Source organism: Sandaracinaceae bacterium (assembly GCA_016706685.1).
GTDB lineage: Bacteria > Myxococcota_A > Polyangia > Polyangiales > Houyiibacteriaceae > JADJJE01.
In genome coordinates this window covers 67,396-92,241 of the sequence record JADJJE010000003.1, presented here as the reverse complement: position 1 = coordinate 92,241, position 24,846 = coordinate 67,396, and the positions used below count along the sequence as shown (strand labels likewise).

Here is a 24,846-nt window from a genome sequence, read left to right as displayed (position 1 = left end):
GCTCAGCGAACCTGCTGCACGGTGAGCGTGTACGCGCCCACTTCGCCCGGCCGAAAGCTGGTGACCAGCACTTGCCAGGTGCCCGTCTGGGTGACGTCCAGGTCGTAGCCCGCATCCGTGCCCGCTGCTTGGTTGCGGTCGTCGTTGTCGATCTGGTTGCCCGTGGGAGGCTTGATGATGAGGTACGTGTCGAAGCCCGTGGAGCGCGCGTCGATGCTGTAGCGCTGGCCTGCGGTCCACTGGAAGTCGTGACGGTCCACGAACTCGCCCGAGTTGAGCGCGGTGTCTCCGGCGGCGAGCGACCCGCTGCGGGTCTCGGGCGCGGCACCGGGAACACCCGGGGTGGGCACGGGGACCTGGGCCGAAGCGACCAGCTGCACCTGCGTGGGCACGTTGGCCAACACGTTGACGTTCTGCTGCGCCACGATGGTGCCACCCTGCGAGATGGCGACCTGGTGCGAGCCCGCGATGACCGACACCTCGCGGCCGTGCTGGGCGTCGCCGAGCGCCGCGCCGTCCACCAGCAGCTGGCCGCCGGTGATGTTGGTGATGAGGATGATGCTGCCCACCGTCCCCGAGGGCGCGACGGTGCCGCCCGTCCCCGGGGTGGTGCCCGTCCCGGGCGTGCCAGCCTGTGGGGTGGCCACGGGGCCACCCACCTGTGGGTCGGTGGGGGCGTCTTCGCCGCGGAACAGCATCCACGCCCCGCCGCCCACCAGCGCCAAGAGCACCAGGCCCACGCCGGCGCCGCCCACGATCCACGCCGCGTTGCCGCCGCCGCTGCTGGGCTGCTGCGAGTACATGGGCTGGGGTGTGGCGTGCGTGGGCGTGGGATAGCCGGCACCGCTGGCTGGAGTGGTCTGCGCGCCGAAGCCGCCGCCCGGGGAGGGCGTGGTGGGCGCGCCCGATGCACTGCCGAAGCCGCTGGGGGTGTTGCCGAAGCCGCTGGGGGTGTTCCCGAAGCCCTGGCCCCCGCTGCCGAACGGTGGGGCGGAGGGTGCCGTGGCCGGGCCGGCGGGCGCGGTGGCGCTCATGGGGGTGGGCAGCGGCGTACCCCACGAGTTGGGGGGCGGCGCCACGGGGGCGGCGGGCGCGCTGGGTGTGGCGCTCTGCGCCGGGGAGCTCCCACGCACGCGCCGCAGCTCGTCCAACAGTGCCCCAGCGTCTTGTGGGCGTTCTACAGCGCTCTTGGAGAGGCAGCGGTCTACCAGTGCGGCCAGCGCCGGCGGCGTGCTGGGGGCCATCTCCGCGAGCGGCGGGTGCGGAGCCGTGCAGGCGTGCACCACGATGGCGCTGGCCGTCTCGCCCAAGAAGGGCGTGCGCCCGCTGAGCGCCTCGTAGAGCATGGCGCCAATGGCCCACACGTCCGCCGACGCGGTGACCCCGCGCGCGCTCATGGCCTGCTCGGGCGCCATGTAGTGCGGCGTGCCCATGGCGATGCCCGTGTGCGTCACGTTCTCGGCGCTCTTGTCCAGGTCGCGCGCGATGCCGAAGTCCAGCAGCTTGGTGCGCACGCTGCCGTCTCGCTGCTGCGCGAGGATGACGTTCTCGGGCTTGAGGTCGCGGTGCACGATGCCGTTGCGGTGTGCGGCCGCCAGCGCATCCAGCATCTCTTCGAACTTGTCGAGCACGGCCGCGCGGGTGTGACCGCCGCGCCCCAGCCAGTCGCGGAACGTGTCGCCCACCAGCAGCTCCATGGCCACGAAGAGGCTGCCGTCGCTGGCGTCGAAGTCCGCGTCGTAGACCTCCACGATGCCGGGGTGCCCGATCTGCGCCGGCGCGCTGACCTCCCGCAGGAAGCGCTGCCGGGCGCCCGGGTCCTTCCCGATGTGCGGGAAGAGCACCTTGAGCGCCACGGCCTTCTTGGTCATGCGGTGGCGCGCTTCGTACACCACCCCCATCCCGCCGCGCGCTATCTCGCGCACCACCTCATAGCGCCCACCGACGATCTCGTTCTTGGCTTCCGTCACGCCGGGTTCTCACTATTGGCTCGGGTTGACCTCAGGATACGCCGTCAGAGCTCGAAGTCGCCCTGCTCCAGGATCTCGGAGATGCGGTACAGGAAGCCGTTGGCGTGCACGCCGTCCACGATGCGGTGGTCGTACGTGAGCGCCATGTACATGACGGGGTGGATGGCCATCAGGTCCTGGTCGTCGCGCTCCACCACCACCACGCGCTTCTTGATGGTGCCGAGGCGCAGGATGCCCACGTTGGGCTGCGAGATGATGGCGCCGCCCACCAGGTTGCCCTTGAGGCCCGGGTTGGTGACCGAGAACGTCTTCCCGGCCAGGTCGTCGGGGGTGAGCTTGCCATCGCGCGCGCGCACGGCGATGTCGGTCACCGCCCGGGCCAGGCCACGCACGGTGAGCTCGTCGGCGTTGCGGATGACCGGCACCACCAGGCCATCCGGCGTGTCCACGGCGATGCCCAGGTTCACGTCGCGCAGCTTCACGTAGGCGTCGTCCAGCACGCGCGCGTTCAGCTCGGGGAACTCGCGCAGGGCGCGCGCGGTGGCGGCCAGCGTGAACGCCAAGTAGGTGAGGCTCACGCCCTCCTTCTTGTACTGGTCCTTGAACTTGTCGCGCAGGCGCGCGGTGGCGTCCAGGTCACACTCGGCGAAGGTCACGACCTCGGGCGAGGTCTGCTTCGAGTACACCATGTGGTCCGCGATGATGCGGCGGCGACGCGAGAACGGGATGACCTGGTCCCCCGGGGCGGGGCGATAGGCAGGCACCTTGAACGCGCTCGGGCGGGCGCCCATGAGGCCCGTGGCAGCGGCCAGCGGGCTCTCGGCGCGCGGGCTGGCCGACAGCGGGGCGGGGCTGGGCGCGGGCGGGGCGCTGGGCGCTGGCGCCTTGCCCTGTGAGCGCACGTCGTCGGCGGTGATGCGACCGGAGGGGCCGCTGCCCTTGACGCCCACCAAGTCCACGCCCGTCTCGCGGGCCAGCTTGCGCACCGAGGGCGACGAGGGTGCCTCTGCGGCTGCGGGCTTCTCGGGGGCGGGGGCTTGGGCCGGGGCGCTCGCAGCGGGGCTCGCGCCGGCTGTCGCGCCAGCCTCGATCTCGCACAGCACGGCGCCCACGGACACGACCGCGTCGGCCACCGCGTGGATCTTCCGAACCACGCCGGCGACGGGGGAGGGCACCTCGCTGTCGGCCTTGTCGGTCAGGATCTCGACGATGGGCTGGTCCTTCGCGACGGTGTCGCCCTCCGACACCAGCCACTTGCCTACGGTACCCTCGACAACGCTCTCGCCGAGCTGCGGCATGCTCACCTTGGTGGTCACGTCTCGTCTCTCATTCTCAGAAGTTTTTCGTGTTGGCGCAGGAGCTGCGCGAGCTTCCGGGGGGCACGATAGTACAAACCCGCTCGGCTCGCGATGGAAAGCACAAGTTCTTCACATGGTCGCGAGGGAGTTGCAGACCACCGGCGGTGGCGACACGCTCCGCCCGTGACCGACGAGCTCGAGGCCGACCTGAAGCGCCGTGATACGGGGTTCATCATCCGCATCCTGCTGCGCCTGAGCGTGCTGGTGCTGGTCATCGTGTGGGCGGTGAACGCGCTGGGCGAGCACCAGGTGGGCGGCTGCGTGGCCGACGCCTTCCGCGCCGTCACGGGTGAGCCCGCGCCGCGCTGACCTCGGCCCCATCCCGAAAAAAGACCGCGACCGCGCGGGTCGCTGAGGTATGGTTGGCGCATGGGCCTGTCCAACCTCGACCGCGAAGAGCGTCTCCGTCTCATGAAGTTCGTCTGCTCCTTTGCCTGGGCAGACCTCGAAGTGCAGGACGAAGAGCGCGACTTCGTGCGCCGGCTGGTCAAGAAGCTGGAGCTGGACGACACCGACCGCGGCATGGTGGAAGAGTGGCTCGAGGTCCCGCCGCGCGCCGAAGAGGTGGACCCGGCGGACATCCCCGTCGAGCATCGCCAGCTCTTCCTGGACGCCGTGCGCGCCATGATCGTGTCCGACGGCCGGGTGGATCAGGACGAGGCCGAAAACCTCGTCCTGCTGGAAGCGCTCCTCGGCTGAGTCAGAACACGTTGAGTGACACCATGGCGCCGCCTCGGAGCGGTGCCGCGCCGAACACGAGGCCGCGCCCGCTGTCGGTGTAGTACACCAGCTCCCGGCGCCGAGCCGCGGCCCCGATGATGATCATGGCGAGCCCCGCCCCCTGGATGAGCGTGGAGAAGGCCGCGGCGGTGCGAGCGTTCGAGTTGTCGGTCACCAACAGCGCGCCCACCAGCGGCACCCAGATGCGTTGGTCCACGGTCCCGCCGATCTCCATGGCCAGCGTCCCGATGAACCCCGTGAAGAGGTACCCCGCCCCGAAGATGGCCACACCCGGGATCCAGAGCCCCTTGCGGGAACGGCTGCGCACGTAGGCTCCGGGGGGCACTTCCATGCCGTCCTCGTAGGGGATGACCACGCGCCGTGGCCGAGCGTTGGGATCGGGCGGGGGCTGATAGGGCTGCTCGTACACGTCCACCGTGTACACCTGCTGCGGCGGCGCGTAGCCCTGCGGAGCGGGTTCTTGGGCCTGGGCGGCGGCGGTGTTGGTGAGCGCCATCAGCGCCGTGAGCGCGCCGAAGGCACCGAGTGCCGTTCGAGTCCTAGCGGTCTGCATGTGTTCCATCACCTTCCGAGAGGCAGAATCCAGGCCAGTTCCAGGAAGCCCGTGATTCTGCAGCGTTCCGCCGACCCCCGCCGGCTCAGTGTGAAACTAGCACCACAGGTGTGACCTATTCAATCGTGTTCCCTCATCATCAACGCCGCCTGGTGATGGCTGCGCAGGGCCTGGAACACGTCGCCCAGCTCCCCCGCCACCACGCGGTCGAGGTTGTGGAGGGTGAGCCCGATGCGGTGGTCCGTGACGCGGTTCTGCGGGTAGTTGTAGGTTCGGATCTTCTCGGAGCGGTCGCCGCTGCCCACCATGGAGCGGCGCTCGGCGCTCACTTCGGCGGCCTGCTTGTCCTGCTCGGCCTGGAGCAGCTTCATGCGCAGGAGCTGGAGCGCCTTGGCCTTGTTCTGGTGCTGACTGCGCTCGTTGTCGGCGCGGATCATGATGCCCGTGGGGAGGTGCTTCACGATCACGGCGCTGTTGGTCATGTTCACGTGCTGCCCACCCGGACCGCCCGCCCCGGTGGCCCAGATGTCCAGGTCCTTCGGGTCGATGTGCACGTCCTCGATGGCCTCGGTCTCGGGCATGACCACCACCGTGGCGGTGGACGTGTGCGTGCGCCCTTGGCTCTCGGTGGCCGGCACGCGCTGCACGCGGTGCACGCCGCCCTCGAAGCGCATGACGGAGTACACGCGGTCGCCGCTGATGGTGGCGACCACCTCCTTGAGCCCGCCCGCGCTGGCCTCGCTCTTGCTGATGAGGTCGATCTTCCAGCCCTTGGTCTCGGCGTAGCGGCTGTACATGCGGAAGAGGTCGGCGGCCCACAGCGCCGCCTCTTCGCCGCCGGCGCCGGCCCGGATCTCGAGCACCGTGTCGCTCAGGTCATCCGGGTCTTTCGGCAGGAGCGCCACGTTGAGCGCCGCCTCGAGACGCTCGCGCTCGGCCTCCAGCTCCGGGATCTCGAGCTCGGCCAGCTCACGCAGCTCGGCGTCGTTGAGGGCCTCGCGGTGCCCGCGCAGATCGGCGGTCACCTGCTGGTAGCGCTGATAGAGCGACACCACCTCGAACAGCTCGCTGCGCTCCCGCGTGAGCCGAGTGAGCCGCTTGTTGTCCGCCAGCACGTCCGGCTGACAGAGGATCTCTTCGGTGTCGCGATAGCGTGCCGCCAGCGACTCCAGTTTTTCGATGGGCAGCATGGCTCAGGCAGCGCTTCGGAGAGAGGGCAGCGCCTCCGTGAAGCGCTCGAACGACGGGAAGAAGAGCACTGCGTCGCCAGCCGGGGCGGAGGGCCCGACCTCACCGCGCCACGCGGCGGCCTGCAGGGCGGCGATGGCCACCTCGATCTGCGCGTCATCCGGCTCGCGCGTGGTGATCTTCTGGAAGAGGAAGCCCGGCAGCAGGAACACACGCAGGGGACCGGTGGTGCAGAAGCGCGCGCTCAGGCGCTGCAGCTCGAAGCTCAGGGCCGAGATGAACGGCAGGAGCGCGATGCGCAGCCCGAGCAGCATGGCCCAACCGAGAGGGCCCGAGGCGTTCGGCAGCACCAGCGGCGCCACCAGCGAGCCGGCCACGATGGACACCAGGATGACCACCACCAAGAAGGTGGTGCCGCAGCGCGGATGCAGCGTGGTCTGCGCGCGCACGTTCTCCACCGTGAGCGGGAGGCCCTGCTCGTAGGCGTGGATCGTCTTGTGCTCGGCGCCGTGGTACTCGAACGTCCGACGGATCTCCTTCACGCGGCTGATGAGCGCGAGGTACACGCAGAAGATCAGCAGCTTGAAGCCGCCGATGACCCAGTGGAAGCGCGCGTCGGTCAGGCCGAAGTCCACGCCGAACAGCCGCCCGGAGCCCGACGCGAGCAGCTGCGGGAGGACCACGAAGAGCCCGATGGCGAACAGCATGGCGATGACCATGGTGCCCTTGCTCTCGGCGCCCTGGGCGGCGCGCTCCTCTTCGGTCATCTGCTGCTCGGCCGAGAACTGCAGCGCACCGAAGCCGATGCGCATGGACTCTACCAGGGCCGCGACGCCGCGGAACCCGGGCCACTTCCAGGGCTTGTGATCGAAGCGCGAGGTCATGGGCCCCTCGCGCACGACGAGTGAGCCATCGGGGCGTCGCACGGCGACGGACATGCAGCCGGGGGCGCGCATCATCACGCCTTCGATTACGGCTTGGCCACCGATGTAGGGCTTGGGGTCGGTCATGGGGGGCTCACTATACCTGTGGCCGCCGATCCTGGTAGTCGAGGGGTCGCGGAGGGCCGCACCGCCGGGGTGACTTCGGCCGGGAAGCGTGGCAATTTCGTTGCCCCTTCGAACCGCTCACCCCTCGGGAACTTCGCATGTCCACCGTGGAAACCTCTCGCGACGCCGGCCTCGGCGTGTCCACCTCCTCTCTCGCCGAGGCCCAGCCCAGCACCGCGCGCGGCGTGCCGGCCGGCCTCGCCGTCATCGTGTTCCTGGTGGGCGCCACCGCCCTTCACATCTACCTGCACTACGCGGCCCACGGCGTCATCAACGTGCACCAGGCCACGCTCGCGTTCTTCCTGGTGCTCAACGTGCTCATCAACTTCTGGGAGATCGGGCTCTTCTTCCGCGGCGACCAGATCCACGACGAGTACGAGGCCACCAAGGTGTCCTACAAGGGGCGCGAGATGGTCCGCTGCGCGGAGGTCTTCACCAAGCGCATCCCGTTCTTCCAGCTGCTCTCGTTCCGCCAGTGGACGCTGGTGTGGTCCAGCTACGCGCTCTTCGACCCGGGCTACTCGCAGCGCCACTCGTTCGGCTTCAACATCGACGTGGGCAACGGGTTCTCCACCATCATCCCGGCCACGCTCTTTGCGTTCGGCATGACGTACGACATCGTCTCGCCGCAGATCCTGGGCATCCTCGGTGTGGCCATGTTCTGGCAGATGTTCTACGGGACGGTCGTCTACTTCTTCCAGTTCTTCCACTCGGGTCGCCACCACGGGCACAGCAAGGGCGACCTCTGGCTCTTCGTCGGCACGTCCAACGGCATGTGGTTCATCTTCCCCATCTGGGGCATCGCCATCTCGGTGTGGATGATCCTCAACAACTCGACCGCCATTCTGCAGTGATGCGCGGGCGCACGAGCAACGTGTGAAGTCTCCCCAGCCCAGCATCCTCATCGCCGGTCCCGTGAATGTTCGCGCCTCGCTCGAGCAGGCGCTCACGCAGCACGATGTCCGCGTGCACGGTTGCTCGTTCCCGGACCTGATCGCCACCTGCGCCGGCACGTCGCCGAGCCTGGTCGTGCTGGCCGGCACCATGAAGGGCGTGGAGCTGGGCATGGCGGCCACGGCGCTGGCGGAGCACGTGGCCACGCGGGCCATCCCCGTGGCCATCCTCACGGCGGAGCCCGGCGTTCCGCCCGTGCGTCGCGCGGACGCCGCGCCGCTCACGCTGGTGCTGAGCCACCAGGGCATCACCTCCGTCGTCGAGCGGTTGGTCGAGCTGGCGCGTAGTGGGCAGCGGCCGCAGGGGCGGCCGGGTGCCATCGCCGAAGAGGCCGGTGCGTCGAAATCAGGCGGAGAACCGCAGGTGGATGATAGACTCGATCCATTCCTGAGCGGTGAGCCTACCGAGGACACTGGTTCAGGACCCATTCGAGCTCTCCACCTCCAGGCTTCCATCGCTAGCGAGCCGTCGACCAACGTCACTCGTTCTCGCGATTGGACGTGGGAGGACAGCCCCCAGGGTACCGCCTTGACCGACGACAACGACGACCAGAAAGCCGCGAAACAACGTCGACTCGCCCGCACCATGATGGGCGTCGCACCCGCTGCGCCTGGCGGTGCGTCGGGGCAGGGGCCCGCGCAGGGCCCTGGCGTGGATGGCGGTGAAGGTGACGGCGACATGCCAGCGCCGGCCGCGAGCCGTGCGGGCGCGTGGGGAGCCAAGTCCGACTCCGTGATGCCCACGGGTTTCCCGCCCTCTCGCCCCAAGCCGCTGGCGCGCGCCGCGCTGCGCAAGGCCGAGCCGTCCACCGTGGGTCCGCTGCCCACCGACGAAGAGCAGGCCCCGGTCATCTCGCCCATCGTGGGACCCCCGCGCACCGCGGCCAAGGCGCGCCCGAAGACCATGCTGGGGGTCGGCCTGCCGCTCCCCGGCGCCACGCCGGCGGCGCGTCCGCCCGAGGCCCCGGCGGCAGCGCTCGCCCCGGAAGCTGCCGCACCCGCAGCGCCTGCTCCAGCCACCGCCACTCCTGCTGCGGCTCCAAGTGCTGCGGCCACGCCTGCGGCCGCTGCCCCGGACGCCAAGAAGGCTCGCCCCCGCACCATGCTCGGGCTCGGGCTCAGCGCTCCGCAAGCCGCTGCCCCACCTCCCGCGTCGGCTCCTGCAGCGCCGGCCCCTGCAGCCCCCGCCGCCCCGGCACCGTCTGCCGCCGCGCCCGTGAAGTCTGCGAGCTCCATCAGCTCCACCAGCCTGCCCGCCGCGCCCGCGAAGTCCGCGAGCTCCATCAGCTCCACCAGCCTGCCCGCCGTGCAGGGCACGCCGCCTGCGCGCACACCCAAGTTCACGCCGGCCGCGCCCATGGCAGCCGTGTCGGGCAAGTCGCCGGCCGCCGCGCCGGCCGCGCGCCCCACACCGGCGGCGGCGACCGCCAAGCCGGCCTTGCCCGCCGCCCCTGCGCAGTCCGCCGCCAAGCCAGCCGCGCCCGCGCCCGCGCCCGCCGCTCCAGCGTCCGCCACGCCGGCCGCAGCGTCCGCCGCTCCCGCTCCACGCTCGGCCGCCCCCGGGCCGCGGCGCAGCGCCAACCGCACCATCATGGGCGGCATGAGCAGCCCGCTCAGCCCGCCTCCCCCCGTCAACCTCCCGTCGCATCGGCCCGATGACACGGCCGTGGTCGTCACCGAGTCCGAGCGTCCTGCGGCGTCCATCACGGCGTCGGGCGGCTTTGCGGCGGCCACGCCCACGGGCCCCGCGGCGGCTCAGTTCGGCGGCGCGGCCTCCATGGACTTCACCGACGAGCCCACGGTCGTGGGGGACTCCGTCAAGCGCGCTGCCGCCAAGGACCTCGACACGCCGGACGACCTGCTGGAAGACGAAACGGCCAAGTCCAGCGCCACGCAGATGGCCGGCGCGGGCGACGACTTCGACGACTTCGACGACCTGGGTCTCGGGATGGACCACGACGAGGCCACCCAGATCCTCGACCAGAGCTCCATCGCCGCGGCCAAGCTCGAGGCGCTGCGCGCCAAGTCCGCGCAGCCCGACGACACCGAGTTCGACACGCTGCGGCCGCCAGCCACACCGGCTGCGCCGCCGTCCCCACCGGGCCAGCGCGCAGCTCCCAAGCCGTCGCACCACGATGACTTCGAGGTTGCGGCCACCGAGCCGCCGCCACCGGGCATCGGCATCGACGGCATCGTCCCCGAGGGGACGCTCAGCCTGACCGACGCGCTCGAGCTCGACTTCGACGAGCCCGACCGCCTGGGACGTACGCTCGAGATGGGCGACGAGCCCATCACGGGTGGCGCCGCCAACCCCGAGCCGCTCCCCCCGGTCCGCCCGAAGGCCTACCAGCCGAGTCAGAGCGGCACCGAGGAAGACACCGAGATCGTCGCGGGTCTGACCAAGCAGCTGGAGCAGAAGGCCGTGAAGCAGGCCAGCTCGGGCAGCTCGAGCCGCGGCTGGCTGTGGGCCACCATGGCCATCGTGCTCGTGGGCGGAGTGGCCGCCACGGCGTGGTACGTGGCCCCCACGTTGCTGGGCACGGCAGCGCACTCGGACGACACCGTCGCGCACACGCCCGTGCCCACGCCCCCCGGCGCAGACCCGGTGCCCACGCCGCCCGTCACGCCGCCGCCCACCCCCACCACGGACGTGGCGGCTCCCACCACCGACACACCGCCCACGCCGCCGGTGGAGCCGCCGCCCGAGGTGGTGGCCGTGGCCGAGGTGCCGCCCACGCCACCGGTGGAGCCACCGCCCGTGGCCGAAGTGCCGCCCACGCCGCCCGTCACGCCGCCCGTGGCCGCTCCCGCCACCGGCGACGAGGCCCGCTTGCGGCAGGCGCTCGCGGCCAACGACGAGGACTACGAAGCGATGGCCGCGCTAGCCGAGGTGCTGCTCGCACGCGGCGGCAACGACGAGGCGCTCACCCTCGCGCAGGCAGCGGTCCGCGGCCGTGCGCGCGTGGGTCGGTACCACATGATCTATGGTGACGCGCGCGCCGCCACGGGTGACCGCTCCGGTGCCTCGCGCTCCTGGTCGCGCGCCGTCGAGGTGGACCCAGCCCTCGCTGCGGAAGTGAACCGCCGCCGTAGCGCCAACTGAGCCGCACTCTCTCGAGTGCCCGAGCGCGCCGCCCCGTCAGAACACCAAGACGGTGCACGCGGACGGGTCTGCGTAGAGCGGAAGCCCCGTGCGCAGCGTGAGCGTCTGCTCTTCGTCGCAGCGGCTCGGCGCTTCGGGAGAGCGTGGCGCTTCTTCATCGAACTGCCGCGTGCGCGTGTAGACCCAGTCACGCCCCTCGGCGTGCATGCTGTGCACCACCCGACCGCCGCAGCTGGGGTCGAGCGTCTCGCTGCCCCAGCGCATGGCGCCCGTGGGGGTCAGGTCCAGCACGTCTTCCTCGGTCTCGAGCTCGCACGTGGACACGTTCAGCTCGGTGACGATGGCCTCCACCAGGTCGCGGCACGACGGGCCGCTGCACGGCTGGCAGAGCCGGGTGCGCAGGGCGCGCAGGCCTTCGTTGTAGCGCTCCACGCCACGCTGGCGGCTGGCGGACCAGGTGGGCTGCGACCGCTCGTAGGGGCGCGCCTCGGGGCCGCACTCGCGCCGCTTGCGGGCCTCCAGCTCGCGCTCGAGCTCACCGGGCTGCGTGGACGCTAGCAGCGCCGCATACGGCTCCACCATGCGCTCCACGCGCAGCACGCGGCTGCGGGCGGTGCAGCGCAGCAGGCTGGGTGACGTGGCCGGGAAGGGTGCGCACTCGAGCGTGAGCGAGCGCGTGCCCTGGGTGGCCACGAAGGGCACGTACTGCACCGGCCAGAGCGTGTTGTCCGAGACCCAGCGCGGCGGCGGGGTCACGCGCCGCTGAGCGCCCACGCCCGTGACGCTGGCCAGTGGGGCCAGCGAGGCCAGGAGAAACGCGAGCAACGAGAAGGAGAGCAGACGGCGCAGTGTCATAGGCGGGCCCAGGGGTCAGGTCTTGGCCGTGGACGTGCGAGACGTCGCATGATTCAGCGCTTCGCGGACCTCGCGTCGATCGAGAGGCTCTGTGGGCGTGGGCTCGAACAGCGGCAGGCCCTCGGCCATGGCGGTGTGCGCCAGCGTCTGCACCTCGCTCACCATGGAGCGCACACCGCTGAGGCCGGTGCGCTTGCTGATCTCGGCGATGTGGTTGGTGACCGTCTTCTCCGTGCGGCCCAGGTCCCCCGCGATTTCGCAGGCGATCTTGCCCTGCACCAAGCCGAGGAGCACCTCCTGGTGCCGCTCGGTGAGGGTGTGACGCCGCGCCAGCTCCCAGATGGCCCAGTTGATGGCGTCTCCGGGGCCGGGTGAGCGACGGTGGTCGCACAGGTCCAGGAAGGGCTTCACGCTGGCCGGCGACGGAGGCGGCGAGGAGTACAGGAACCCCCGTTCGCTGGCGAGGCGCAGGTGCTCGGCGCTGGGGTTGGCCGACAGCCACAGCACGACCGGCTGGCGCAGCGACGTGGCCTTCAGCCGCGACGCCCACTCGAGCGCGACGCCGTCGTCTTCGAAGCCGGGCCCGAGCACCAGCCCCACCCAGCGGTGCCGGCGGGGGTCTTGCAGCAAGCGATGGGGGGCCGAGCCACTGCGGACGGGCACGGGGCCGGCCAGCGCGTCCAGCAAGGACATGGCAGAGCGCGCCACAGGGTCTACGACCATGATGAACACCTTGCGGGTGTCGTCGGTGAGGTCGGGGTCCGAAGTGCGCCGGGTTGGCATCCTCGGGCGAGGATAGCAGGAAATGGACCCTGGGATACGGGGTCCGTGGCTAGCGCGCCCACCCGTCGGCTGTCATATCCTGGCCCATGGCGAACTCTCCCTCCATGGGTCCCGTGGGCCCGAGCCTCCCTGGCACGACCCTCGAGCGGCACATCCTCGACCGGCAGCGCGCCAACCCGGAGGCCACCGGCGACTTCACGCGGCTCTTCCAGCAGATCTCGCTGGCCGCCAAGATCATCGGCAGCCGCGTCAGCCGCGCGGGCCTCTCGGGCGTGCTCGGGACCACCGGCAAGATCAACGTCCAGGGCGAGGTGGTGGCCAAGCTGGACGAGTTCGCCAACAACACGCTGGTCAGCGTGGTGCAGTCCGGCGGGCAGGTCTGCGTGATGGGCAGCGAAGAGGTGGAGGAGCCCATCGCCATCCCGGCCGAGTACCCCTGCGGCAAGTACGTGCTGCAGTTCGACCCGCTGGACGGCTCGGGCAACATCGACATCAACGCGTCCATCGGGACCATCTTCTCCATCCACAAGCGCGTCACGAAGGCGGGCGGCCCCGGCACGCTCGAGGACCTGCTGCAGCCCGGGCGCGACATCGTGGCGGCGGGCTACGTCATCTACGGCTCGTCCAACATGCTGGTCTACAGCACGGGCGACGGCGTGCACGGCTTCACCTACGACCCGGGCATCGGCGAGTTCTTCCTCTCGCACGAGAACATCCGCATGCCGGAGCGCGGCAACACCTACTCCATCAACGAGGGCAACTACCACAAGTGGTCGCCGGGCGTGCAGGCCTGGGTGGACTGGATCAAGTCGCCCACCGATGGGCGCTCCGCCTATGGGCACCGCTACATCGGGGCCATGGTGGCGGACCTGCACCGCACGCTGCTGCGCGGCGGCATCTTCGTGTACCCGGCCGACAAGAAGAACCAGAGCGGCAAGCTGCGCCTGCTCTACGAGGCGTCCCCCATGGCGTTCATCGTGGAGGCCGCGGGTGGCATGGCCAGCACGGGCACCGAGCGCGTGCTCGACCTGGTGCCCACGGAGCTGCACCAGCGCACGCCGCTCTACATCGGCAGCATCCGCGACGTGGAAGACGCGCTGCGCATCGCGCACGGCTGAGCCATGGGCAGCGACGACACGCACGAGAGCGGGCTGACCCACCTGAGCGCGCGTGGCGAGGCCCACATGGTGGACGTGGGCGACAAGGCCGTGACCCAGCGCGAGGCGCGTGCCCGCGGCGCGTTGCGCATGGCCCCCGAGACGCGGCGCCGGCTGCTGGCCGAGGACACGCCCAAGGGCGACGTGTTCGCCAGCGCGCGCATCGCGGGCATCCAGGCGGCCAAGAAGACGGCGGACCTGATCCCCCTGTGCCACCCGCTCCAGCTCTCGGCGGTGAGCGTCACGCTCGAGCCCGACGCGGACGGAGAGCGCGTGTGGATCGAGGCCACCGTGCGCTGCAGCGGCAAGACCGGCGTGGAGATGGAGGCCCTCACGGCGGTCAGCGTGGCGGCGCTCACGCTGTACGACATGCTCAAGGGCATCGACCGCGAGATGGTCATCGAGAGCATCGCGCTGCACGAGAAGAGCGGTGGGCAGCGCGGGCACTACGTGCGCTCTACGCCCAGTTCGTGATCAGACCCCGAGGGCGCTGCGCCCGGCCTTGAGCTCCGCCTTGCCCAGCTCGCCGGTGAGCACCAGGCCCAGCAGGAACGCCGCGAAGCCGCCGGCCAGGGCGACGATGCTCATGACGCGGCTGCCGTGCGGGATGAAGGCGGCCGCAGCGAAGGCGCCGGCACCCGCGAGGGCACCGCGCACCACCGAGAGCGGCGGCAGGAACGCGCGGAAGCGGGCGTAGACCGCGGCGCCCGCTCCCAGCAGCGCGAACACGGTGCCGGCGCAGGTGCCGAGCGCGGCGGCCAGCAGGGCGTCGTTGTCTGGGCCCGCGGCCACGATGAAGAAGCGCGTGGCCACCAGCACCACGCCCAGCGACACGCCCGCGATGAGCGCGGCCACGCGCGGCTGCCCGGCGCTGGTGAGCACGGTGGCGGTGATGACGAAGAGCGCGAAGGCCGCGATGCCGAAGACCAGCGCGCCCAAGGCCGGGGCGCCCGCCAGGTAGGCCTCCGGGTAGGCGATGCGCATGACGCCGTCGGACGCGCCCGCGATGGGGCAGGCGATGGCCAGCAGCGCCAGCATGGAGAAGCGCAGGGCCCCCTGAATGGTGCGCCGGGCGGCGTCTTCGTCACCGCTGGCCAGGGCGCGCGAGACCATGGGGAAGACGATGAACGTCATGGAGAGGATCAGCTGATACGGCACGAACGCGAAGGTCTGCGCGGCGCGGTAGTAGCCCACCAGCGTCTGCGCGTTCTCGCCCGCGGCGGCGCTGGCCATGCCGGCCTCACGGCCGAGGTCTCCCAGGGTGCGCGAGAGCACCTGGATGTCGATCTGCAGGATGCCGTTGAGGAACCCCTGATAGAGCCAGATGGGCGCCATGAAGGCCATCCACGTGCGCAGGTGCGTGCCCTTGCCGCGCTGGCCGATGCCCACCACCAGCAGCGCCGCCACGCAGATGGTCACGGCGGCGCTGGCGAAGCCCGTGAACGCGCCGAAAGCCCCGAAGCCGAGGGCCGCGCCGCCCACGATGCCGAGCGTGCGCAGCGTGGAGAAGCCGATGTCGAACTTGGCCTGGGTGGCGAAGCGCTGCCGCCCGTTCAGGTCACCGATCAGCGCCGCATACAGCGCGTAGGCCAGCACCACGGACGACGACACCCGCATCATGGGGGCCAGCGCCGGGTCGGCGTGGAAGTCCGCGAAGTAGGGCGCCGCCGCGAACAGCAGCGCCGAGAGCAGGCCGCCCACCACCAGCTGGATCTGCAGGCCCTGGCGCAGCACCGCCGGGCCGCGGGCCTCGTCTTCGCTCACCAGCTTGCTGACGGACTGGATGGTGGCCGCGATCAGCACGTTGTTGAGGATGCTGATGGCCGCCATGATGGTGCCGAACTGACCGAACACGCGCGGGCCGCTGAAGAAGCTGGGCAGGGCGAGCTGGATGCCGAAGCTGGTGACGACGAAGTAGACCTTGGCGCCCGTGATGACGAGCAGGCCACGGCCGGCCTTCTGGCTGGTCACCTTGGTGTCGCTGGGGGCGTCCGACATGCGGCGGGTTGTGTGGGCAGGCGCCGCACGGGTCAAGCGGGCGGTGGCCGCCACGATTGCCGGAGCGTGACCCAGGGGCCACACTGCCCGCGTGACGTTACGCTTGGCTTCGGTGGTTGGATTCGTGGGTTGCGGGCTGCTGGCGGGGTGCCTCGAGCCGTTGCCCATCATCCTTCCAGACCAAGGGGCCGAGCAGGGCACCCCCGACGGCGACGTGCCCATGGACGCCGAGCCCGAGGACCTGGGCCCGCCCGCCGACCTGGGTCCAGACTTCATCCTCGAGGTGGGCTTCGGCGAGACGGGCAGCTTCATGGTGGCCCCCGGCAGCGGCACCGCCACCGCGGTGATGGGCATCCAAGGCGGCTACCACCTGGACATGGGCTTCCGCGTGCGCGGGCTGAGCGCGGCCGACTTCAACAGCGGCGACTGGATCATTTCGTATGAGTTCCGCTCGGCCGCGGGCGTGGCGCTGAGCGAGCCCATCACCCGCATCTTGAGCTTGGTGGGCGTGAGCTTCGACGGCACCGGGCAGGTGCGCACAGGGGACCGTGTGTTCTTCCTGTCGAGCGACCCGAGCGTGCACAGCCTGACGACGATCACGCTGGAGGTGAGCCTGACGAACGGGAGCACGAGCGTGGTGGACACGGCGGAGGTCACGCTGGTGGTGCCGTGATGCTCTGAAGACGCGCCGGGCCACCGCGCGCATCGGTGCCGAGCGACGAGACGCGTACGCTCAGACGACCACGTCGTGTCCCACGAGCTGGATCGTGCGCCAGCGCCCCGACAGGAACCGAGCCGACAGCGCGAGCGACAGCACGGCGAGGTACGCGCAGAGCGCGAGCATGGCGCCGGTGGTTCCCGCGTCCCACACGCGCACCGCTGCGAACGCGAGCGGCATGAACACCCCCCACGCGATGAAGAGTCGCGCGAGCATGCACCATGTCGTGTCCCCCGCGGCGCGCAGCGCCTCGCCCAGGGTGATCCCCACCGCGTCGAAGAGCTGCCACAGCACCGACATGGAGAGCATGGACGCCCCCACGCTGACGAGCGCTGCGGAACCCTCCGGATCGTGGGCGAACAGCGACATGATGGCCTCGGGGAACGCCAGGTAGATCAAGCCGAGCGCCAGCATGAACGTGGCGGCGGTCCCGAGGGTGAGCCGCACGATGCGCGGCACGTCCTCGGGTCGACCGCCGCCGATGGCCTCGCCCACGAGGATGGCTCCTGCGGTGGCGAGTCCGAACGCCGGCATGAAGGCGATCGAGTTCACCTGGATGACGACGTTGAGGGCCGCGAGCGGCGTGGTCCCGAGGGCCCCCACGACCACGTTGACGAACAGCGCGAACGCGGCGAACTCGAGCAGCCAGTTCACCCCGTTCGGTGCGCCGAAGCGAACGACACGCAGGAACTCGTCGCGCCGCATGCGCACGTCTCCCTTCGGGAGCTCGAAGCCCACGTCCCGCGAGAACGCCACTAGCATGACCGTGAAGCCCACGAACGTTGCGATGGTGCTCGCCGCCGCCGCCCCCATCACGCCATAGCCCGGCAGGCCGAAGCGGGGGGAGATGAGCAGCCAATTCCCGAGGAGGTTGGCGAGCATGGTGAGGATGCTGACCACCATGGGGAGGCGCGTGTTTCCGAGCCCACCGTACCAGTTGCCGAGCGCCTCCACGCCAACGGCGGCGCCGACCGAGAAGAGCCGCACGCCGACGTACTCGGTCATGCTCGCGGCGACGGCGGGCTCGTAGCCGAGAAGGCCGATCACCCGGGGGACGAGCGGCACCAGACCGAGGCCCACGACGCCCGCGGCCAGCGCGATGACGAGGCCGTAGCGCGCGTAGCGACGGATCGCACCCAGCTCACCGCGCCCGCGGAGCTGCGAGGCGAAGCTCTGGAGGATGAACACCATGCCGAGCGGGAAGAGAATCACGGTGAACATGTCGAGCGCCCCCGTGGTGGTCGCGGCGAGCTCGGCCTCGCCCAACGGGGCAACCATGTACGCGTCCGTGAACCCGATGACCGACTGCGTGGCGCGCGCCAGCACAACGGGCCACGCCAGCGTGAGCAGCACGCGGAGCGTCGGGGCGACGGGAGGCTGCGCGGTGGCGGAGGAGTCCAGCATGGGGGCGAATCCTGAGGCCATCGCTCTTGGCGTCAACGGGGGGGCGGACTGGCTGGGGGTGGCAAGTCGCACAGCTCCCACCTAGAATCGGAACGTGACCTCCACGGCCGAAAAGATCCTCGAAGACGCGCTCGCGCTTCCCGAGGCGGAGCGGGTAGCGCTAGTGTCCGCGCTCGAAGCGAGCCTGACCGGCGCCATCGACCTCAGTCCCGAGTGGAAGACCGAGATCGCGCGGCGCATCCATGCGGTGGAGTCCGGAGAGTCCCGTCTCGTCCCCGGTGAAGAGGTGGCCGCGCGCGTTCGGGCAGCCTTGCACCCTCGCTGATGGAGCTTCCAACGAGCGGCACGCGGGTTGGCGACACAGATCCCGCGCGGGACATCCGGCGCTTCGGTCTCGGGCGTTTCCCCTACTCGGTGGTTGTCGGGTTCGTGGCCGGTCGCAGAGCGGTTCTGTCCGTCGCCCACATGAGCCGAGAACCCGGGTACTGGCACGATCGCGCCAAGTAGACAGAGCGTTTCAGCCACCCGCCAATCCGGCTGCGGGGAACACAGCGCTCACCGGGCCCCGTGGCACACGCCCGAGATCAAACCCCGCAAGCAGCTCCGCCAGCGACGTGGGCGCATCCGTCTCCTGCACCCCGAGGGACCGCCCAAGGAACCCCAGCACCCGCTCCGGGGTCACCCCCCCCCCGGCGTAGTCCGCGAGCGCCACGCTCCCCAGACGCTTGGCCAGCCGCCCGCCGTCCTCCGCCAGCACCAACCCCACGTGCAGGAACCGCGGGGCCGCATGTCCGAGCGCGGCATACAACGCGAGCTGGCGCGGGGTGCTGCTCAGCAGATCATCGCCGCGCACCACCTCGGTGACCCCCTGGGCCGCGTCGTCCACTACCACGGCGAGCTGATACGCGAACAACCCGTCGCTCCGGCGGATCACGAAGTCACCACCGAGCCGCCGCTCCACCACGCCCTGCAGCACGTCTTCGAAGCGCTCGAAACGCGCGTCCTCCGGGCTCGCGGCGAAGCGCAGCGCGGCGGGGCGATCCGTCCGAGCCCCGTGCACACGGCACGTGCCGGGATACACCAGCTCGCCCTCGAGCTCTCCCGCGTGCGGGGCGCTGCTCAACGCGGCCTCGATCTCACGGCGCGTGCACGTGCACGGGTAGCACCGGCCAGCCACCCGAAGCTGCTCGAGCGCGGCTTCATACGCGTCCGTGCGGGTGCTCTGGAACACGGGCCCCTCGTCCCAGTCGAGCCCCAGCCACAGGTGGTCCCGCAAGATCGCGTCGGCGGCGCCCGGCTTCACGCGCGGCGGGTCCAGGTCCTCGATGCGCATCACGATGCGGCCGCCCTGCGAGCGGGCCCGCAGCCATGCCAGCAGCGCCGTGCGCGCGTGGCCGAGGTGCATGGCCCCCGTGGGCGAAGGTGCGTAGCGAGTGGTGTACACGGGCGTGTGCGCGCTTCCGCTTGCGTTCTCCCACGGGCGCGCGGCATGGTCCACCGCGATGCGCGGCAATCAAGACTCGGTGTGCGGCTGCTTCCCCACGGGGCGGCACTACCCTGGCATCGCGGACCTCATCGCCCGCGCCATCCAGAACATCGAGGGGCTGTGTGAGCAGTGGGGGGCGAGCGACTCGTGGTCCGAGATCCCGCTGGCCGTCATCGACTTCGAGACCACGGGCACCAACCCCGAGCAGGACCGCATCATCGAGGTGGGCGTGGTGTGCTTCCACCGCGGCCAGCTCACCCGCCGCGAGGCGCTGCTGATCAACCCCGGCATGCCCATCCCCGCCGAGGCCACCGCGGTGCACACCATCACCGACCAAGAGGTGGAGGGCGCGCCGTCGTTCGCCGAGGCGCTGCCCGCGCTCGCGGCCATGCTCGCGGGGCACCTGCCGGTGGCCTACAACGCGGCCTTCGACCGGGGCTTCCTGCTGGCCGAGACCGAGCGCAACAAGCACGCGCTGGCCGGCTTTCAGGGCGAGCTGCCGCCAGCGCTGCGCACCGACGTGGTGTGGCTGGACCCGCTCATCTGGGCGCGCGAGATCCTGAAAGACCAGAAGAGCCGGCGCCTGGGCGACGTGGCGGCCCACTTCGGCATCGCGCTCGAGCAGGCGCACCGCGCGGCGGGCGACGCCGAGGCCACCGGCTGGGTGCTGCTGGCCCTGGCCGACCACATGCCGCGCGTCTACGGCGAGCTGGTGCGCCTCCAGACCCGCTACGGCGCGTTCCAGGACGCCGACCGGATGAGCTGGCAGCGCCGCTGACACGCAATCTTCGGTTGTCCCGCGCTCGCTTTCTGCGCATAAACAGCGTCTTGGTTTTGTCGCGCGAAGGGCTCGCGCGCAGGTCACCAAGGACGGAGAACGCGGAATGAGCAAGGTCCTGATCGTCGGTGCGGGTGGTGTGGGTGGCGTGGTGGCGCACAAGTGCGCGATGAACCCGGAGGTCTTCACCGACATCCTGCTGGCCAGCCGCACGGTGTCGCGCTGCGAGAAGATCCAGGCCGAGATCAAAGAGCTGCACGGCCGCGACATCCGCGTGGCCGCGCTGGACGCCATGGACGTGCCGGCCACGGTGGCGCTCTTGAAGGCCGAGAAGCCCGCGCTGCTCATCAACGTGGCGCTGCCCTACCAGGACCTGGTGCTCATGGACGCGTGCCTCGCGACCGGCACGCCGTACCTGGACACCGCCAACTACGAGCCGCCCGACGAGGCCAAGTTCGAGTACAGCTGGCAGTGGGCCTACCAGGAGCGCTTCCAGAAGGCGGGCCTCATGGCGCTGCTGGGCTCGGGCTTCGACCCGGGCGTGACCAACGTCTACTGCGCCTACGCGCAGCAGAACCTGTTCGACGAGATCCACACGGTGGACATCCTGGACTGCAACGGCGGCGACCACGGGCACGCGTTCGCCACCAACTTCAACCCGGAGATCAACATCCGGGAGATCACGCAGAAGGGGAAGTACTGGGAGAAGGGCCAGTGGGTGGAGATCGAGCCCATGAGCCAGTCCATGATGTTCGACTTCCCCGGCGTGGGGCCCCGCAAGGCGTACCTGCTCTACCACGAGGAGCTCGAGTCGCTCTGCCAGAACCTCAAGGGGCTCGAGCGCATCCGCTTCTGGATGACCTTCGGCGACGAGTACATCACGCACCTGCGCGTGCTCCAGAACGTGGGCATGACCAGCATCGAGCCCATCGAGTTCCAGGGGCAGCAGATCGTGCCCATCCAGTTCCTGAAGGCGCTGCTGCCGGACCCCAGCTCGCTGGCCGCCAACTACACCGGCAAGACCAGCATCGGCTGCCTCATCGAGGGCGTGAAGGACGGCAAGCCCAAGAAGGTGTTCATCTACAACATCTGCGACCACGCCGAGTGCTACCGCGAGGTGCGCGCGCAGGCGGTCAGCTACACCACGGGCGTGCCCGCGGTCACCGGCGCCATCATGATGCTCACGGGCCAGTGGAAGGGCGCGGGCGTGTTCAACATGGAGCAGTTCGAGGCGAAGCCGTTCCTGGCCGAGGTCAGCAAGCAGGGCCTGCCCTACGAGATCGCGGAGCACTGAGCCGTGCACGGCATCGACGTCACCGACATCGAGACGCCCGCGTTCGTCATCGACCTGGGCGCGCTCGAAGACAACCTGCGCATCCTGGGCGAGGTGCAGCGCGACGCGGGCTGCAAGATCCTGCTGGCCCTCAAGGGCTACGCGGCGTTCAGCACGTTCGGCCTGGTGAAGAAGTACCTGGCCGGGGCCACCAGCAGCTCGCCGCACGAGGCGCAGCTGGCGCGCGAAGAGCTGGGTGGCGAGGTGCACGCGTATGCGCCGGCCTACAGCAACACGGACATGACCGAGATCCTGCGCTTCGCGGAGCACGTGGTGGTGAACAGCCCCGCGCAGCTGCGCCAGCACGGGCCGCGCGTGCGCGAGGCGGGCGTGGACATCGGGCTGCGCATCAACCCGGAGCACTCGGAGGTGGCGGTGCCGCTCTATGACCCGTGCGCGCCGGGCTCGCGCCTGGGCACCACGCGGGCGGCCTTCGATGCCGCCGGTGTCACCGCCGAAGAGCTGGACGGGCTGCACTTCCACACGCTGTGCGAGCTGGGCAGCGACGCCCTCGAGCGCACGCTCGTGGCGGTGGAGCGCGGCTTCGGCGATGTGATCCCGAAGATGAAGTGGGTGAACTTCGGCGGCGGGCACCACATCACGCGGCCGGAGTACGACCGCGCGCTCTTGGTGCGCCTGGTGAAGGACTTCCAGCAGCGCCACGGCGTGGCGGTCTACCTCGAGCCGGGCGAGGCCATCGGCATTCGCACCGGCATCCTGGTGAGCCGCGTGCTGGACATCGTGCAGAACGGCGCGGTGGCCATCGCCATCTTGGATACGTCGGCCACGGCGCACATGCCCGACGTGCTGGAGATGCCCTACCGCCCCGAGGTGGTGGGCGGCGCGCTGCCCGGTGAGAAGCCGCACACCTATCGCTTGGGTGGGCTCACCTGCTTGGCCGGCGACGTGATCGGCGACTACAGCTTCGGCGCCCCGCTCAACATCGGCGACAAGCTCGTGTTCCTGGACATGGCGCACTACACCATGGTGAAGACCAGCACGTTCAACGGCGTGCGGCTGCCGGACATCGCGCTGTGGGACCCGGCCACCAAGACGCACCAGGTGGTGCGGCGCTTCGGCTACCAAGACTACAAGAGCCGCCTCGGCTGAGGCACAGGGCAGCCCACGGCGGGCTGCTCGCACCAGAACGGAACCGCGCATGACCGACCTCTCCCGCTTTGCCACGTACGCCCTCGAGACCGGGGCCCGCATGACCGCCTCGCCGCTGCAGCACACCGCCCAGACGCGCGTCGATGCCAGCCAGCAGGAGCTGTTCGCGTTCGTCACGGACTTCAACCGCATCGGGGACTTCATCCCCATGATCAAGCGCTCGTACTCGGACGACACCAACGCCGTGGTGCCCGGCCAGGTCGGCGCCGTGCGCGTCATCTATGCCCACGGCGCGCCCAAGCCCACGCTCGAGACGGTGAAGGCCTTCGAGGCCCCGCGCCTGCTGGCGTATTCCGCGGCGGACGAGAACCTGTTCGGCATGTTCACCGAGCACCTGAGCGTGATCACGGCCGAGCCGCACCCGGATGGCGGCAGCGTGTTCACGTGGCTGGCCTACGGGAAGCCCGCCAAGAACCCCGTGGTGCGCCTGGCCGGCAAGGGCATGTTCGCGGGCGTGCTCACGGCGGGCACGCGGAACTTGGCCAAGCGGCTTTCGCGCTGAAGCGGCGGGTGGTTGCCGGCTGGGTGCGACGATTTGTCGCAGTGCCCCACCCCCCCTCCGCTCCTACCCTCCGCCCGTGACCCCCCGCGCCCTGCATAGGCTGGCCTCGGCTGTCCGGCTTGCCCTGACCGCGGGGGTGCTCGTGGGCGCGTGGGGGCTCGCGGCCACCGAAGCGCGCGCTTGCGCCACGTGCTCCGTGGGCGACCGCACGCTCACCAGCATGGGCGCAGCGCAGCCTTACCCCAACCGGGTGCGGCTCTCCGTGGGCCTGCGGCAGCGTGAAGACGGCGTGGGCACCCCGGGGGTGGACGCCCTCGAGCTGCGCGAGCTGCGCGTGGAGCTGGCGGCGGCCTACTCGCCCACCCGCTGGCTCACGCTCTCGCTGCTGGCGCCCGTGCTGCGGCGCGACGTGCTGTACGCCAACCTGGCGCGCTCGGTGTCGTGGGACTTCGGCGACCTCGACTTCGTGGCCCGCGCGGTGGTGTTCCGCGACCGCGCCTTCGCGCCCCGCCACCTGCTGAGCACGCTGGTGGGCCTCGAGGTGCCCACGGCGCGTGCGCAGCGGGACCGGCAGGGACAGGTGCTGCCGCTCGAGCTGCAGGCCGGCTCGGGCAGCTGGGACCCCTCGCTCGGGCTCAGCTACGCGCACTTCGCAGACCCGTGGTCGGTCTACGTGTCCAGCGTGCTCAGCCTGCCCACGCGCGGCTTCGACGACTCGCGCGGCGGGGCCTCGTGGCGCACCGTGGCTGACCTGCAGGTGCAGCCCACCAACGGCTTCGGCATTCGCATGGGCGGGCTGCTGCGGGTGGACGCCGTGTCGCGCGAGAACGGCGGCCCCGAGCCCGACTCGGGCGGCGCCATCGTGTACGCCACCATGGGCTTCGTGGCGTCACCCGCCACCGACCTCATCCTCCAGGCGGGCATCGCGGTGCCCGTCGTGAACGCACTCACCGGGCAGCACCGCGAAGGGCTGGCCGTGAACCTGGGAGTCTCGCTTGACCTCTGATGTCCTGACTCGCCCCCTCGGGCTGCTGGTGCTGCTCGCCCTGCTGGGACTCGTGCCGCTCACGTTGCCTTCGTGCACGGACGACTCGGCCGGCATCGAGGTGCCCGTGGCCTACCGCGGCGAGCCGTTCGCGGATGCGCCCCTCGAAACCGCCAACGCGCAGCGTGTCCGGCTGACCAGCGCCCACGTGGCGGTGGAGGCGCTCGAGCTGTGGGCCTGCCCCGAGACCACGCTGGCACGCGCCGCGCGCCTCTTCGGGCCATCGGTCGCGCGCGCCCACACAGCGGCGTCGCCCACCCGCATTGGGGTACCCGTGGTGGTGAACGGGCTGAGCGACGAGGCCCTGCGACCCGGCACCTTCCGGCCCACGCCGGGCGCCTACTGCGGGCTGCGCGGCATGCTGGCCACGCCGGATCATGACGCCCTGGGCGCGGACCCGAGCGCGCCCCTGAACGCGGCCGTGGAGCTGAGCGGTGAGCGGCTGGGCCCTGATGGTGAGGTGCTCGGCACCTTCTCGCTGCGCAGCACCATGAGCGTGTCGTTCGAGTGGACGTTCGACGAGCCCTTGGTGCTGGACGCGAGCGCGCCCTACGCCGAGGCCTGGCTGGTGCTGGATGCAGCGGCGTGGATGGCCGCGATCGCGCTCCCAGCGGGCGAGCTGGACGCCGCCGGCGCCAGCGCACTCAGCCAGGCGGCGGCGGACGGGCTGCGCTTCGAGCTGCTGCGCCCCGAGCTCTGAAG

24 protein-coding genes are annotated in these 24,846 nt (G+C 70.7%); 14 read left to right on the top strand and 10 right to left on the bottom strand.

Annotation, left to right across the window (positions count from 1 at the left end; all coding sequences use genetic code 11):
* Positions 1–2: 2 nt before the first annotated feature.
* Both IPI43_06225 and IPI43_06220 read right to left on the bottom strand, forming a co-directional pair.
* Complete coding sequence (locus IPI43_06225; protein ID MBK7773720.1) at positions 3–1,970, bottom strand: protein kinase; 1,968 nt, start codon at positions 1,968–1,970, stop codon at positions 3–5.
* Between the two features lie 44 nt (positions 1,971–2,014).
* Entirely contained in the window at positions 2,015–3,268 is a 1,254-nt protein-coding gene (locus tag IPI43_06220) for a 2-oxo acid dehydrogenase subunit E2 (GenBank protein ID MBK7773719.1), read from the bottom strand.
* Positions 3,269–3,451: 183 nt separating this feature from the next.
* Between IPI43_06220 and IPI43_06215 the strand changes: the two genes are divergently transcribed.
* Together IPI43_06215 and IPI43_06210 are read left to right on the top strand one after the other, a co-directional pair.
* Positions 3,452–3,637, top strand: coding sequence for a hypothetical protein (locus IPI43_06215; GenBank protein ID MBK7773718.1), 186 nt, complete (start codon positions 3,452–3,454; stop codon positions 3,635–3,637).
* 60 nt (positions 3,638–3,697) lie between these two features.
* Positions 3,698–4,027, top strand: coding sequence for a TerB family tellurite resistance protein (locus IPI43_06210; protein MBK7773717.1), 330 nt, complete (start codon positions 3,698–3,700; stop codon positions 4,025–4,027).
* 1 nt (position 4,028) lies between these two features.
* Here the strand turns inward: IPI43_06210 and IPI43_06205 are convergent, their stop codons facing one another.
* The 3 genes from IPI43_06205 to IPI43_06195 form a co-directional block, all read right to left on the bottom strand.
* Positions 4,029–4,631, bottom strand: coding sequence for a hypothetical protein (locus IPI43_06205; GenBank protein ID MBK7773716.1), 603 nt, complete (start codon positions 4,629–4,631; stop codon positions 4,029–4,031).
* 110 nt (positions 4,632–4,741) lie between these two features.
* Positions 4,742–5,812, bottom strand: coding sequence for a peptide chain release factor 1 (gene prfA / locus IPI43_06200; protein MBK7773715.1), 1,071 nt, complete (start codon positions 5,810–5,812; stop codon positions 4,742–4,744).
* A gap of 3 nt (positions 5,813–5,815) precedes the next feature.
* A complete protein-coding gene (locus tag IPI43_06195) occupies positions 5,816–6,820 on the bottom strand; it encodes a DUF1385 domain-containing protein (protein ID MBK7773714.1) in 1,005 nt (334 codons plus the stop codon).
* Positions 6,821–6,957: 137 nt separating this feature from the next.
* Between IPI43_06195 and IPI43_06190 the strand changes: the two genes are divergently transcribed.
* Entirely contained in the window at positions 6,958–7,713 is a 756-nt protein-coding gene (locus IPI43_06190; GenBank protein MBK7773713.1) for a hypothetical protein, read from the top strand.
* Positions 7,714–7,735: 22 nt separating this feature from the next.
* On the top strand, positions 7,736–10,915 hold the full coding sequence (locus tag IPI43_06185; GenBank protein MBK7773712.1) for a hypothetical protein: 3,180 nt from the start codon (positions 7,736–7,738) through the stop codon (positions 10,913–10,915).
* A gap of 36 nt (positions 10,916–10,951) precedes the next feature.
* Here IPI43_06185 and IPI43_06180 read toward each other — a convergent pair whose 3' ends face one another.
* Positions 10,952–11,770 (bottom strand): hypothetical protein, encoded by an 819-nt coding sequence (locus IPI43_06180; protein ID MBK7773711.1) that lies wholly within the window; start codon positions 11,768–11,770, stop codon positions 10,952–10,954.
* A gap of 15 nt (positions 11,771–11,785) precedes the next feature.
* Positions 11,786–12,553, bottom strand: a complete 768-nt coding sequence (locus IPI43_06175; GenBank protein MBK7773710.1) for a helix-turn-helix transcriptional regulator — start codon at positions 12,551–12,553, stop codon at positions 11,786–11,788.
* A gap of 104 nt (positions 12,554–12,657) precedes the next feature.
* Between IPI43_06175 and fbp the strand changes: the two genes are divergently transcribed.
* A complete protein-coding gene (gene fbp / locus IPI43_06170; protein MBK7773709.1) occupies positions 12,658–13,671 on the top strand; it encodes a class 1 fructose-bisphosphatase in 1,014 nt (337 codons plus the stop codon).
* 3 nt (positions 13,672–13,674) lie between these two features.
* Complete coding sequence (gene moaC, locus IPI43_06165) at positions 13,675–14,184, top strand: cyclic pyranopterin monophosphate synthase MoaC (protein ID MBK7773708.1); 510 nt, start codon at positions 13,675–13,677, stop codon at positions 14,182–14,184.
* Here moaC and IPI43_06160 read toward each other — a convergent pair whose 3' ends face one another.
* Positions 14,185–15,708, bottom strand: a complete 1,524-nt coding sequence (locus tag IPI43_06160) for a lipopolysaccharide biosynthesis protein (protein ID MBK7773707.1) — start codon at positions 15,706–15,708, stop codon at positions 14,185–14,187.
* 91 nt (positions 15,709–15,799) lie between these two features.
* Between IPI43_06160 and IPI43_06155 the strand changes: the two genes are divergently transcribed.
* On the top strand, positions 15,800–16,381 hold the full coding sequence (locus IPI43_06155) for a hypothetical protein (protein ID MBK7773706.1): 582 nt from the start codon (positions 15,800–15,802) through the stop codon (positions 16,379–16,381).
* A gap of 60 nt (positions 16,382–16,441) precedes the next feature.
* Here IPI43_06155 and IPI43_06150 read toward each other — a convergent pair whose 3' ends face one another.
* Positions 16,442–17,830: an MATE family efflux transporter gene (locus IPI43_06150; GenBank protein MBK7773705.1), complete on the bottom strand. Its 1,389-nt coding sequence runs from the start codon at positions 17,828–17,830 to the stop codon at positions 16,442–16,444.
* A 94-nt stretch (positions 17,831–17,924) separates the two neighbouring features.
* Between IPI43_06150 and IPI43_06145 the strand changes: the two genes are divergently transcribed.
* Positions 17,925–18,155 carry an addiction module protein gene (locus IPI43_06145; GenBank protein ID MBK7773704.1) on the top strand — a complete coding sequence of 77 codons (231 nt, stop codon included), beginning with the start codon at positions 17,925–17,927 and terminating at the stop codon, positions 18,153–18,155.
* Between the two features lie 192 nt (positions 18,156–18,347).
* Here the strand turns inward: IPI43_06145 and gluQ are convergent, their stop codons facing one another.
* Positions 18,348–19,274: a tRNA glutamyl-Q(34) synthetase GluQRS gene (gluQ, locus tag IPI43_06140; protein ID MBK7773703.1), complete on the bottom strand. Its 927-nt coding sequence runs from the start codon at positions 19,272–19,274 to the stop codon at positions 18,348–18,350.
* Positions 19,275–19,332: 58 nt separating this feature from the next.
* On the opposite strand from gluQ, the gene IPI43_06135 reads away from it, so the two are divergent.
* The 6 genes from IPI43_06135 (at position 19,333) to IPI43_06110 (ending at position 24,844) form a co-directional block, all read left to right on the top strand.
* Positions 19,333–20,094, top strand: a complete 762-nt coding sequence (locus IPI43_06135; GenBank protein MBK7773702.1) for a 3'-5' exonuclease — start codon at positions 19,333–19,335, stop codon at positions 20,092–20,094.
* A gap of 106 nt (positions 20,095–20,200) precedes the next feature.
* Positions 20,201–21,388, top strand: coding sequence for a saccharopine dehydrogenase family protein (locus IPI43_06130; protein MBK7773701.1), 1,188 nt, complete (start codon positions 20,201–20,203; stop codon positions 21,386–21,388).
* Between the two features lie 3 nt (positions 21,389–21,391).
* Entirely contained in the window at positions 21,392–22,537 is a 1,146-nt protein-coding gene (gene nspC / locus IPI43_06125) for a carboxynorspermidine decarboxylase (GenBank protein ID MBK7773700.1), read from the top strand.
* A 49-nt stretch (positions 22,538–22,586) separates the two neighbouring features.
* Positions 22,587–23,099 carry an SRPBCC family protein gene (locus tag IPI43_06120; protein MBK7773699.1) on the top strand — a complete coding sequence of 171 codons (513 nt, stop codon included), beginning with the start codon at positions 22,587–22,589 and terminating at the stop codon, positions 23,097–23,099.
* A gap of 136 nt (positions 23,100–23,235) precedes the next feature.
* Positions 23,236–24,105 carry a transporter gene (locus IPI43_06115; protein MBK7773698.1) on the top strand — a complete coding sequence of 290 codons (870 nt, stop codon included), beginning with the start codon at positions 23,236–23,238 and terminating at the stop codon, positions 24,103–24,105.
* Positions 24,095–24,844, top strand: coding sequence for a hypothetical protein (locus tag IPI43_06110; GenBank protein MBK7773697.1), 750 nt, complete (start codon positions 24,095–24,097; stop codon positions 24,842–24,844). Before IPI43_06115 ends, IPI43_06110 begins: the two co-directional genes overlap by 11 nt.
* Positions 24,845–24,846 lie beyond the last annotated feature (2 nt).